The 12,312-nt window shown below is 67.0% G+C and carries 9 protein-coding genes; 4 read left to right on the forward strand and 5 right to left on the reverse strand.

Annotated features, from left to right (window positions below):
• Positions 1–56 precede the first annotated feature (56 nt).
• Complete coding sequence (locus BN2503_RS08245) at positions 57–776, forward strand: phosphoglycolate phosphatase (protein WP_054256175.1); 720 nt, start codon at positions 57–59, stop codon at positions 774–776.
• Between the two features lie 63 nt (positions 777–839).
• Here BN2503_RS08245 and BN2503_RS08250 read toward each other — a convergent pair whose 3' ends face one another.
• The 4 genes from BN2503_RS08250 to BN2503_RS08265 all read right to left on the reverse strand — a co-directional run bounded on the left by BN2503_RS08250 (position 840) and on the right by BN2503_RS08265 (position 8,019).
• Entirely contained in the window at positions 840–3,692 is a 2,853-nt protein-coding gene (locus BN2503_RS08250) for an EAL domain-containing protein (RefSeq protein ID WP_082366530.1), read from the reverse strand.
• Positions 3,693–3,858: 166 nt separating this feature from the next.
• Complete coding sequence (locus BN2503_RS08255; protein WP_158447346.1) at positions 3,859–5,574, reverse strand: methyl-accepting chemotaxis protein; 1,716 nt, start codon at positions 5,572–5,574, stop codon at positions 3,859–3,861.
• 177 nt (positions 5,575–5,751) lie between these two features.
• Positions 5,752–7,389, reverse strand: coding sequence for a methyl-accepting chemotaxis protein (locus tag BN2503_RS08260; protein WP_054256177.1), 1,638 nt, complete (start codon positions 7,387–7,389; stop codon positions 5,752–5,754).
• A 42-nt stretch (positions 7,390–7,431) separates the two neighbouring features.
• The gene (locus tag BN2503_RS08265) at positions 7,432–8,019 is read right to left on the reverse strand and encodes a chalcone isomerase family protein (protein WP_054256178.1); all 588 of its coding nucleotides are present in this window, start codon (positions 8,017–8,019) and stop codon (positions 7,432–7,434) included.
• 356 nt (positions 8,020–8,375) lie between these two features.
• On the opposite strand from BN2503_RS08265, the gene trpE reads away from it, so the two are divergent.
• Genes trpE through BN2503_RS08280 form a run of 3 tightly spaced genes read left to right on the forward strand, consistent with a single transcriptional unit; the run spans position 8,376 to position 10,764 of the window.
• The gene (gene trpE / locus BN2503_RS08270; RefSeq protein ID WP_054256179.1) at positions 8,376–9,875 is read left to right on the forward strand and encodes an anthranilate synthase component I; all 1,500 of its coding nucleotides are present in this window, start codon (positions 8,376–8,378) and stop codon (positions 9,873–9,875) included.
• Positions 9,872–10,198, forward strand: coding sequence for a chorismate mutase (locus BN2503_RS08275; protein ID WP_054256180.1), 327 nt, complete (start codon positions 9,872–9,874; stop codon positions 10,196–10,198). The genes trpE and BN2503_RS08275 overlap by 4 nt, the downstream gene beginning before the upstream one ends.
• Complete coding sequence (locus BN2503_RS08280; RefSeq protein ID WP_054256181.1) at positions 10,195–10,764, forward strand: aminodeoxychorismate/anthranilate synthase component II; 570 nt, start codon at positions 10,195–10,197, stop codon at positions 10,762–10,764. Before BN2503_RS08275 ends, BN2503_RS08280 begins: the two co-directional genes overlap by 4 nt.
• Before the next feature lie 52 nt (positions 10,765–10,816).
• Here BN2503_RS08280 and BN2503_RS08285 read toward each other — a convergent pair whose 3' ends face one another.
• The gene (locus BN2503_RS08285) at positions 10,817–12,298 is read right to left on the reverse strand and encodes an AMP nucleosidase (protein ID WP_054256196.1); all 1,482 of its coding nucleotides are present in this window, start codon (positions 12,296–12,298) and stop codon (positions 10,817–10,819) included.
• Positions 12,299–12,312: the final 14 nt, after the last annotated feature.

Genomic DNA, 12,312 nt, shown 5'->3' on the forward strand with positions numbered 1-12,312 from the left:
CCGCCTCAGTCCGGGCATGCCGATCCCGGGCGCGGGCATTGCGAAAGGTGAGCGAAATGACGGATGGCAGCAACGCAGCGGGCGCCCTGGTGGCGGGTGTGGACGCGGCGATGATCGACCTCGACGGCACCCTGGTCGATACCCTGGGCGATTTCACCGAGGCGCTGGGCCGCATGCTGGCCGACCTGGGCCTGCCCGCCATCGGTGCGGCGCAGGTCGAGACCATGGTGGGCAAGGGCTCAGAGCACTTGCTGCGTTCGGTGCTGAATCACGTTCTAGGCCAGGACCAGCAAGCGCCAGCAGCTACGAAAGTGGAAGCACTCTACCCCCAGGCGTGGGCGCGCTACCAGCACCATTACCAGGCCATCAACGGCCACCATGCGCAGGTTTATCCCGGTGCGCGCGAGGGGCTGCAGGCGCTGCGTGCGGCGGGCCTGCAGCTGGCCTGCCTGACCAACAAGCCCCAGGCCTTTGCCGAGCAGCTGCTGCGCGCCAAGGGGCTGGACGGCTTTTTCCAGCATGTTTTTGGCGGTGATGCCTTTGCGCGCAAGAAGCCCGATCCGTTGCCGCTGCTCAAAACCTGCGAGGCCTTGGGCACGGCGCCCGCGCGCACGCTCATGGTGGGCGACTCGCGCAACGATGCACAGGCCGCGCGTGCCGCGGGCTGCCCGGTGGTGCTGGTGGGCTATGGCTACAACCACGGCGAGCCGGTGCGGCAGGTGGATGCCGACGGCTTCGTTGACGCGCTGACCGAGCTGCTGCCTTGCGCCTGTTGACGGCCTTTGCAGGGGGGCGTTGCACCGCAAAGGCGTCAAAGATCGTGGACAGGCTCTACGGGGTTACACGTTCTTCTGCCCCGCCAGGCTCTCGCGCAGCCTTTCGGTGAATTCGCTGGCGGGCACGGGCCGGCAATACCAGTAGCCCTGTCCGTAGTCGCAGCCCGCTTCGTGCAGGATTTCGTGCTGCTCCTGCGTCTCCACGCCCTCGGCCACGACGTGGATGCCGAGCTGGTGCGCCATGACGATGATGGCCTGGCACAGCACGGTGTCGTCCGAGCCGCGCGTGAGGTGGCTGACGAAGCTGCGGTCGATCTTGATGTAGTCGATGTCGAAGCGCTTGAGGTAGGAAAGCGAGGAGTAGCCGGTGCCGAAGTCGTCCAGCGCCAGCTGGATGTTGGCTTTTTGCAGTGCCTGCAGCTTGGCGTCGGCTTCCTTGCCCGCCTCTAGCAACACGCGTTCGGTGATCTCGACGACCAGGGCGGAGCCGGGCAGCTGCAGTGCGTCCAGGCGTGCAATCCAGTCCTGCACGCTTTGCTCGCTCGCGTGCAGTTGCACGGGCGAGACGTTGACGCTCAGCTCGAAGGCGGGCGCGAGCATGGTGCGCCACTGCGCCACCTGCTGCGCGGCCTGCTGGAACACCCAGTCGCCCAGCGGCACGATCAGGCCCGACTCCTCGGCCAGCGCGATGAATTCGCCCGGGCTGACCACGCCGCGCAGCGGCTGGTTCCAGCGGATGAGTGCTTCGGCCTTGACGATGCGGCCGCTGGCGATTTCCACGATGGGCTGGTAGTGCAGCTCGAATTCCTGCCCGTCCAGCCCCTGCTGCAGGTCGCGCAGCAGCAGGCGTCGGTTCTGCGCTTCCTGCTCCATGGGCGGCGTGAACTCGCAAAACTGGTTGCGCCCCTTTTCCTTGGCTGCATACATCGCCAGGTCGGCGTGCTTGAGCAGGTCCACGCCGTCGTGGCCGTCGCGCGGGTAGAAGGTCAGCCCGGCGCTGACCGAGATGTGCACGGTGTTGCTGCCCAGTTCGTAGGGTTGGGCCACGGCGTGCAGCACCTTGCGGCAGATGGGGTGCGCGTCCACCGCATGGCTCAGATCCTGCAGGATGAGCGTGAACTCATCGCCGCCCAGGCGCGCCACCAAGTCGGTGCTGCGCACGCAGGACTGCAGGCGGCGTGCCACCTGGCGCAGCAGCTCGTCGCCCTCATCGTGGCCGAAGGTGTCGTTCACTTCCTTGAAGAAATCCAGGTCCAGGAACACCAGTGCGAACGGCTTGCCGCTCTGGCGTGCCCGCTCCATGCTGTGCAGCAGGTTCTGCTGGAACATCTGCCGGTTGGGCAGCTGGGTTAGGTGGTCGTAGTGCGCCTGGTGCCAGATCGAGGCCTCGGCCCGGCGCTGCTCTGTCACATCGGAAAACAGGCCGATGTGGCAGTTCACGCTGCCGTCCTCGTTGTACGAGGTGTTGATGGTCAGCCGCTCGATGTACTCCTCGCCGTTCTTGCGCCGGTTGCAGATATCGCCGCTCCACGTCCCACTCTCGCGCAGGCTGGTCCACAGGGCCTGGTAGAAGGCGCGGTCCTGGCGGCCCGAGCTGAGAACGTTCAGGCGCCGACCAATGATTTCGTGCGCTGCGTAGCCGGTGACGGCGGTGAACGCCGGGTTCAGATCCTGCACCACGCCCTGGGCGTCGGTCACCACCATGGCCTCGGTGGTGTGCTGGTAGACCAGCGCCGCACGGCGCGCCGAGGCCTCGGCGCGCTTGCGCTCGGTGATGTCCATCATCATGCCGATGATGGCCGGGCGGCCCTGGAACGTCATGACGGAGCCGAAGATCTCGACCTCGAACGTCGTGCCGTCGGCGCGCAGCAAGGTGCGCTCGTAGCGCGCGCTGTGCACCAGGCCGTGCAGACGCTCCAGCACGCGCCGGCGCACCTCCACATAGGCCTCGGGCGGGAACAGGCGCGCCAGCGCGAAGCCGCCGGCCAGCGTCTCGCGTGGGTAGCCGGTCATGCGTGCCAGCTGTTCGTTGGCGTAGAGGATGTCCAGTTTCTCGTCGAGCATGTAGATGCCCGCCACCTCGTTCTCGGCCAGGCCGTTGAACATGGCCTGCATCTGCGCCAGCGCGGTGCGCTCCTGGGCCACGTCGTGCAGCAGCTGGTGGATGTGCGCGGCCGAGTTGTCCAGCGCCCGTGCCAGCTCGCCCAGCTCGTCGCTGCTGGAGAACGGTACACGCGTGCCGTAGTTGCCCTGGGCCATCTCACGGCATTGGCGCGTGAGGATGTGGATGGGCCGTAGCACGCGCCGCGCCAGCAGCGCGTAGCCCAGCGCGAGCAGCAGCACGTCGAGCGCGAACAGCGCCATGCTGCTGTACAGCGCGCGCTGGTGCGTGGTTTCGGCGAAGCGTACGAGCTGGTCGAGCAGCGATTCGGTTTGTTCAAGCAGCGCGTTGCCCGTGGCGACGGCCTGCTCGATCTGGGCGCCGCCCGCCGCCAGCGGGGCCTGGCGCAGCGCGTCGATGGCCTGGCGGTAGCGCTGCCAGCTGGCGTGCAGGGTTTGCAGCATGGGGCGCAGTTGCGCGTCGAGCGGCTGGACCTGCATGCCGTGGGCGCTGCCGCCGTCGCGCAACGTGGCGTAGGTGGCCTCGAACGCGGCGTAGTGTTCCTCGGCAGCGGGCCACTGGCCCTCGGGGTGCTCGCGCGCGGCCAGGGCCTCCAGTCCGATGCGCTGGCTCAGCATGCGCATCTTCCCCGCCATGTTGACGGTGGCCGCCAGGTTGTCGGAGCGGCGCAGCAGCACCTGGATGGTGACGACGTTGCCCACGGCCAGCAGGGCCACCAGGAGCGCCGCCCATAGCGCCTTGCGCCGGAGCGTGCGCGGCCAGGGCAGCAAATGGTGTAGGGAGGAAAGGCTCATGGTGGGGGCGGGCGCGCTCGGGCAAGCTAAACGAGCGGCGTGGCGCTAGCGTCGGGTTGCACGGTCAATGATTGCAAAAATCATAGCTGCTAGCGCTTGCTAGGCCTTGTATTCAGATCAATATGTATCTGAAAACCAAGCGTAGCAAGCGCTGGCAGCTCACTTTTTAGAAGCTCTCCCATTCATCGCTCGTGGCGGCGGGCGGGGCGGGCGGGGCGGGCCGGGCGGGTGGCGGTGCCAGGGCGGCCTTGGGCGCTGCAGGTGGTTTGGCGTGGGTGCGCACGGCCGGTGCTGGTGCAGCAGGGCGGGGTGCGGGCCGCACCGGCGGTCGCGCGGTGGACATGGCGGCGGATGAAACGGCAGACGCGGCGTGCGGTGCGGGTGCGGCGGCACCCTGCGCGCCGGTGCGGAACGTGGCCACGGTGTTCACCAGCTGCAGGGCCTGCGTGTTGAGACCGCTGGCGGCGGCGGCCATTTCCTCGACCAGTGCGGCGTTTTGCTGCGTGGCCTGGTCCATCTGCGTGATGGCCTCGCCCACCTGGGCCACGCCTGCGCTTTGCTCGCGGCTGGCGGCGCTGATCTCGCCCATGATGTCGGTCACGCGGCGGATGGCGCTGACCACCTCGGTCATGGTCGTACCGGCCTTGTCGGCCAGGGCGCTGCCCTGCTCGACGCGTGCCACGCTGTCAGAGATGAGGGTCTTGATCTCCTTCGCCGCCTCGGCGCTGCGGCCCGCGAGCTGGCGCACCTCGCCGGCCACCACGGCGAAGCCCCGGCCCTGCTCGCCAGCCCGCGCGGCTTCCACGGCGGCATTCAGTGCCAGGATGTTGGTCTGGAAGGCGATGCCGTCAATCACGCCAATGATGTCGGCGATCTTGTGGCTGCTGGCGTCGATGTCGCGCATGGTGTGCACCACCTGCCCGACCACGCCCCCTGCCTGCTCGGCCACCTGCGTGGCGCTGAGGGCGAGCTGGTTGGCCTGCTGGGCGCTATCGGCGTTCTGGCGCACGGTGGAGCCAAGCTGCTCCATGGAGGCTGCGGTCTGCTCCAGCGCGCTGGCCTGGCTCTCGGTACGCCCCGACAGGTCGTGGTTGCCCTGGGCAATTTCGCTGCTGGCGGTGGCTACGCTTTCGGCACCCTGGCGTACGTCGTGCACGATGTGCGCAATGCTGTCGCGCATGGCGCGGATGCCGTGCGTCACGCTGTTGTTGTCGCGCGTCGGCGGAATCTCGACGGTGAGGTCGCCGTTGGCGATGCTGTGCGTGATGGCGTTGAGCTGCGCGGGCTCGGCGCCGAGCTGGCGGAAGATGCTGTGCGCAATGATCCAGCTCACGGCCAGCAGCAGCAGCGCCAGCAGGGCGGTGATGCCGCCAGCCTGCGCCAGCCGCTTCAGGAACGTGCTTTGCACCGTATCGGTGTACACGCCCGAGCCGATGACCCAGCCCCAGGGCGCGAAACCCTTGACGTAGGAGACCTTCTCCACCGGTTTGTCGCTGCCGGGCTTGGGCCACAGGTAGGTGATGAAGCCTTCGCCCTGTCGCTTGACGATGTTCACGAACTCGACGAACAGCAGCTTGCCCGAGGGGTCCTTGTTGTTGCTCAAATCCTGCCCCTGCAGCTCGGGACGGATCGGGTGCATGAGCATGCGCGGCACCATGTCGTTGACCCAGAAGTATTCGTTGCCGCTGTAGCGCAGCGGTCGCAGGGTCTCCATGGCACGCTGCTGCGCCTCGGCATCGCTCATCTGGCCCTTGGCTGCCAGGGCGTGGTAGTGCACGGCGATGCCGTGCGCTGTCTCCACCACCTGGCGGACGTTGGCGGCACGTTCATCGAGCAGGAGACTGCGTTCCGAGACCATCATGCTGGCCAGCAGCGCCAGCATGGACAGCAGGGTCAGCGTGACCAGCGCGGCCAAGCGGCGCGTCACGCTGAGTTGGTAAAGCCATTGCTTGGTATGTCTCCTTTGTTCTTTGAAACAATTGGAGACGAATATAGACCACTTCCCCTGGAATGCACCATGAGGAACTGCCCAAGGCCCTTTTTTGCCCAGGGCAGTGTTTCAGGCGGATGACAGCTGCAGGTGGTGTGTCGGCGGCAGCACGGCGGGTGTGGACGCGCTGCCACGGACCTGCATGCCGCCCGTGGACTGCGCTTCCAGCGTGAACACAGCGACGGCGCGTACCAGTTCCCCCGCCTGGGTCTGCAGGCTGGCGGCGGCGGCGGCGCTTTGCTCCACCAGGGCCGCGTTCTGCTGGGTGGTCTGGTCCATTTGCGTGATGGCTTCGCCCACCTGGGCCACGCCGCTCGCCTGTTCTTTGCTGGCGGCGCTGATCTCGCCCATGATGTCGGTGACGCGGCGGATCGCGGTCACCACTTCCTCCATCGTGCCGCCAGCCTTGTCCACGAGCTGCGAGCCCTGTTCCACGCGCTCCACGCTGGCACCGATCAGGCCCTTGATTTCTTTTGCCGCATCAGCGCTGCGCTGCGCCAGGTTGCGCACCTCGCCGGCCACGACGGCGAAGCCGCGGCCCTGCTCCCCGGCCCGCGCAGCCTCGACGGCGGCGTTCAAGGCCAGGATGTTGGTCTGGAAGGCAATGCCGTCGATCACGCCGATGATGTCGGCGATGCGGCGGCTGGCGTCGTGGATGCCGCGCATCGTCTCCACCACCTGGGCCACCACCTCGCCACCCTGCGTCGCCACGTTGGAGGCATTGCGCGCGAGCTGGTTGGCCTGCTGAGCGTTGTCGGCGTTCTGGCGCACGGTGGAGCCGAGCTGCTCCATCGAGGCGGCGGTTTGCTGCAGGGCGCTGGCCTGGCTCTCGGTGCGTGCCGACAGGTCGTGGTTGCCATGGGCGATCTCGCTGCTGGCGGTCGCCACGCCCTCGGCGTTCTGGCGCACGTGGGCCACGGTGTCGGCCAAGCGCGCCTGCATGTGTGCCAGGGCCTGCAGCAGCTGGCCCGCCTCGTCGCGCTGCTGGGCAACGGCAATGCGCATGCTCAGGTCACCCCGGGCGATGTTCTCTGCCGCCTGGATGCCCTGGCGTAGCGGCAGCGTGATGGAGCGCGTGGTCTGCCACGCCACCAGCGTGCCCAGGGCCAGTGCCGCCAGCGTGGCCAGGCCCAGCAGCCACAGGCTCTGGCTGGCCAGCGCGGCGTTGTCGGCCTGCGCCGCCTGTACCTGCGTGCCCATGTGCGCGCGCAGTTTGTCCAGCGCCTGCAGGTAGGCGTCGGCACGCGGGCGCAGGTCGCGATCGACCATGCCGGCAATGTCGGGCTCGCCGCCGCTGGAGGCGTGCCGGACCGTGTCGCGCTGCTCCTGGTAGGCCTGGCCAGACTTGGCAATCGCGTCAAGCAGTGCCTGGGCCTGGGGCGCCTGGGCAAGCAGTGCTTTGATGCGCTGCTGTGTCTGCGCCGCCGCTTTGTCGGTGGCGGCCATGGCGGCTTCGAGTTGATCGACGTAGCCGCGGTCGATGGCTTTGAGCGCCGCCTCGGTGCGGACCCAGTTGAGCTGGATGCTGGTGGCCCACTCTTCCACCAGGGCCTGCTGCTCCATCTCGACGGTGGCGAGCCGCTGGGCGGACTGGTGCAGCGCGCTGATACGTGACTGCGCATACAGCACGATGGCGACCGTGATGCACAGGATGCTGCCAAACGCCACGCCCAGGCGCAGGCCTACTTTGAGGTTGCCGAGTTTCATTGCTTGCGGGGCCTGAGGCCGTAAAGAATGCAGTAAACGCGCTCAGGAGGCCTTGCCGAGCAAGGCGTCCTTGAGCTTCCAGTCGGCGGGCTGCGGGCCCAACCAGATGCCCATCAGGGCGTTGAAAAACTCGGGCTCCTTGAACGGTTCGCCCTGCACCTGGCCCTTGACGGTGAGTACGGTGCCGGTGCCGGGAATCCAGTCGAGCATGAATTCCTCCCCTGGCAGCAGCTTCTTGTGCTCGGAGAAGATTTGGCTCATGCGCACGACGCCAGGCACGAGCTTGGAGAACGCGGCCCGGTCCATGTTGTCTTCCATGCCGCGCGAGAACAGCTTGCCCAGTTCCGCCGAGTCGATCTCGCGCAGCATCACGATGCGCATGCGCTTGGGGCCCTTGAGGGCCTGGATGTCCTGCGGCGTCTGCGCCTTCTTCTCCAGGTACAGACCTGCCGTGTAGACCTTGAACACCGCCTTGTAGCGGATGCCGGCGCCATTGAGCAGCAGGGGCTTGCCCTGCACGCTTGCCGCCTCCTCGTACTTCACGTCGGCCACGGTGGTCTGCGCCACGGCACTGCCACTGGCCAGCAACGCGGCCCCCGCGATGACGATGCAATGCCGAAGGAATTTCATACCCGACTCCTTAAAATAGAACGATCGTGCGTTTCTAATTGTTGCTGCGTCGGGCGCAAGCCGCAACAGGGTTTTCGAGCAGTCGGTGTCGCTTTGGCGTGACGGCGCGCCCGCTGCCCTCAGGGGTGGGGCGGCTTTGCTACACTTTCGCCCATGTTCATCCACCATGCGTTCGTTACAGGTTGTGCAGACCGGGGAGCCTGGCCCTGGCGCAAGCCTGCTTGCCTGAACGCCTGACGGCACCTGGGCGCTTCCCAGCGTGCACCCGTGGCCCCCTGTGCGGGCCGACCTCATGAACTGCGGCGCCACCCTCCCTCCTCCTCACGCGCGCCGCCCCCGTTGGGAGCCCCCCTGTCGTGATCACCGAACTCGAATTCAAGAGCCTGGCGGCCCAAGGCTATAACCGCATTCCGCTGATGGCCGAGGCCTTCGCGGATCTTGAAACACCCCTGTCCCTGTATCTGAAGCTGGCCCATTCGCAGGGCGGCGGCAAGCACAGCTTCCTGCTCGAATCCGTGGTGGGTGGCGAGCGCTTCGGTCGCTACAGCTTCATCGGCCTGCCGGCGCGCACGCTGCTGCGCGCCAGCGGCTTTGGCGCGGACGCCAAGACGGAGGTCGTCACCGACGGTGTGGTGGTGGAAACGGCCAGCGGCAATCCGCTGGACTTCATCGCCGCCTACCAAAAGCGCTTCAAGGTGGCACTGCGCCCCGGCCTGCCGCGCTTTTGCGGCGGCCTGGCGGGCTACTTCGGCTACGACGCGGTGCGCTACATCGAAAAGAAGCTGGAAGCCACCTGCCCGCCGGATGCGCTGGGCTGCCCCGACATCCTGCTGCTGCAATGCGAGGAGCTGGCCGTCATCGACAACCTGTCGGGCAAGCTGTACCTCATCGTCTACGCCAATCCAGCCGAGCCTGAGGCCTATGCCAAGGGCAAGAAGCGCCTGCGCGAACTCAAGGAGCAGCTCAAGTACTCGGTCAGCGCGCCCGTGGTCAAGCCGAGCGAGAGCCATCCGGCGCAGCGCAGCTTCGCCAAGGCCGACTACCTGGCGGCCGTGGAGCGCGCCAAGGAGCTGATTGCCGCCGGCGACTTCATGCAGGTGCAGGTGGGCCAGCGCATCCACAAGCGCTACACCGAGAGCCCGCTGTCGTTGTACCGTGCGCTGCGCTCGCTCAACCCGTCGCCCTACATGTACTACTACCACTTTGGCGACTTCCATGTGGTGGGGGCGAGCCCGGAGATCCTGGTGCGCCAGGAGCTGACCGAAGAAGGCACCAAGGTCACCATCCGTCCGCTGGCCGGCACGCGTCCGCGCGGCGCCACGCCCGAGAAGGACAAAGCGGCCGAGGTGGAGCTGGTGAACGACCCGAAGGAGCGTGCCGAGCACGTGATGCTGATCGACCTGGCGCGCAACGACATCGGCCGCATCGCCAAGACCGGCTCGGTGAAGGTGACTGAGGCCTTCGTGGTCGAGCGCTACAGCCACGTGATGCACATCGTCAGCAACGTCGAAGGCATCCTGCACGACGGCATGAGCAGCATGGACGTGCTCAAGGCCACCTTTCCGGCGGGCACGCTCACCGGTGCGCCCAAGGTGCATGCCATGGAACTGATCGACCAGCTCGAACCCACCAAGCGGGGCCTGTACGGCGGTGCCTGCGGCTACCTGAGCTACGCCGGGGACATGGACGTCGCCATTGCCATTCGCACGGCGGTGATCAAAGACGGCACGCTGTACGTGCAGGCCGCTGCCGGCGTGGTGGCCGACTCCGTGCCTGAGCTGGAATGGAAGGAAACCGAACACAAGGCCCGCGCCCTGCTGCGCGCGGCGGAACTGGTAGAGGAAGGACTGGAATGACCCGCGCCATTGAACACACGCAGCATTGCACCACCATGGAGGACGTGCGCCGCTACATCGATGCGCTGGACGACGTACTCGTGCCCCTGCTGGTCACGCGCGGCGGCTACATGACCCAGGCCGCGCGCATCAAGCAGAGCGACAGCCAGGTGCGCGATGAAGAGCGCATCGAGGCCATCGTGGCGCGCGTACGCGCCCGTGCCGTCCAGGAGGGTGGGCAGCCCGACGTGATCGAGGCCATCTACCGCAGCATGATGGAGGCCTACATTGCCTACGAACACCGCGAGTTCGCGCGCCTGCGCACGCCGGAGGGCCAGCCATGAAGCTCTTGATGGTCGATAACTACGACAGCTTCACCTTCAACATCGTCCAGTACTTTGGCGAACTGGGCGCGCAGGTGGAGGTGTTCCGCAACGACGAGATCACCCTGGAAGGCATTGCCGCGCGCGCGCCCGATCGGCTGGTGATTTCGCCCGGCCCCTGCTCGCCGGCCGAAGCCGGCATTTCGGTGGCGGCCATCCAGCACTTTGCCGGCAAGCTGCCGATTTTGGGCGTGTGCCTGGGGCACCAAAGCATTGGCGCGGCCTTCGGCGGCAAGATCGTCCGGGCGCAGCAGCTCATGCACGGCAAGACCAGCGTCATCACCACCACGCAGCAGGGCGTGTTCGCGGGGTTGCCGGCGCAGTTCACGGTGAACCGCTACCACTCGCTGGCCATCGAGCGCGCGAGCTGCCCCGAGGCGCTGGAGATCACTGCCTGGACCGAGGACGGCGAGATCATGGGGGTGCGCCACCGTACGTTGCCCATTGAAGGCGTGCAGTTCCACCCCGAGAGCATCCTCACCGAGCATGGCCACGCCATGCTGAAGAACTTTTTGGATCAAAAATAGGAGCTGTCAGCGCTTGCTGGGCAAGCGCTGGAGCCCTTTTTTATCCCAAAAATTACTGGAACGCGACTTCGGCGAAGCTGCGCAGCTTGCGGCTGTGCAGGCGCTGCACACCGCCGGCGCGCAGGATGGCGATCGCGCGCATGCCGATACGCAGGTGCTGGTCCACGCGCTCGCGGTAGAAATGGTTGGCCATGCCGGGCAGCTTGATCTCGCCGTGCAGCGGCTTGTCGCTCACGCACAGCAGGGTGCCGTAGGGCACGCGGAAACGGAACCCGTTGGCGGCGATGGTTGCGCTTTCCATGTCCAGCGCCACGGCGCGGCTCTGGCTGAAGCGGCGCTGGGGCAGGTTGTCCGGCAGCAGTTCCCAGTTGCGGTTGTCGGTGCTGGCCACGGTGCCGGTGCGCATGATGCGCTTGAGTTCGTCGCGGCCCATCTGCGTGACGTCGGCCACGGCCTGCTCCAGCGCCACCTGGATCTCGGCCAGCGCGGGAATCGGCACCCACAGCGGCAGCTCTTCGTCAAGCACATGGTCTTCGCGCACATAGGCGTGGGCTAGCACGTAGTCGCCCAGCTGCTGGCTATTGCGCAGACCGGCGCAGTGGCCCAGCATCAGCCAGGCGTGCGGGCGCAGCACGGCGATGTGGTCGGTGATGGTTTTGGCGTTGGCCGGGCCCACGCCGATGTTGACCATGGTGATGCCGCTGCCGTCGGCACGCACCAGGTGGTAGGCCGGCATTTGCGGCAGGCGCGGCGGCGGTGCGCCCAGGGCGTCGCTGGGCTGCGCTGGCAGGCCGGTGCGGCGGGTGACCACGTTGCCGGGCTCGACGAAGGCGATGTACTCGCTTTCGGGGCGGGCCATTTCCGCATGGCCCAGGCGCACGAACTCGTCGATGTAAAACTGGTAGTTGGTGAACAGCACGAAGTTCTGGAACCACTCGGGCAGCGTGCCCGTGTAGTGGCGCAGGCGGTGCAGCGAATAGTCCACGCGCGGGGCGGTGAACAGCGACAGCGGCTGCGCCTGCCCGGGTGCGGCACTCCAGGTGCCGTTGGCAATGCCGTCGTCCATGGCCGAGAGATCGGGCAGGTCGAACAGGTCGCGCATCAGCATGCGGCGCTCGGGCGTGAGCTGGCCCTCGACGTGGTCGTGCTCAGCGAACGAAAAGTGGATCGGAATGGGTTGGTTGCTGGTGCCGACTTCCAGTACCACGCCGTGGTTGGCGCGCAGCAGACGCAGCTGCTCCAGATAGTAGGAGGCGAACAGGTCGGGCCGCGTGAGGGTGGTTTCGTAGTGCCCCGGCCCCTCGACAAAGCCGTAGGCCAGCGCGGTGGCGGCGCGCGCCACGGTGCTGGTGTGCACGCGCACGCAGGGGTAGAAGGCGCGCACGGGCTGGGCAGGCGTTTCTCCCTGCACGAAGCGCTGCATGGCGCTGCGCAGGTGCTCGATCTGCTGCTGGTAGATGCGCTGGATTTGCGCCAGCGCCTCGGCCGGGTCGCTGTGCTGGGTGGGAGCGGTGAAGGTGGTGGTAAGGGCCATGGCGCTATTGTCCA

Source organism: Paenacidovorax caeni, assembly GCF_001298675.1.
In the GTDB taxonomy this organism is placed as follows: domain Bacteria; phylum Pseudomonadota; class Gammaproteobacteria; order Burkholderiales; family Burkholderiaceae_C; genus Paenacidovorax; species Paenacidovorax caeni.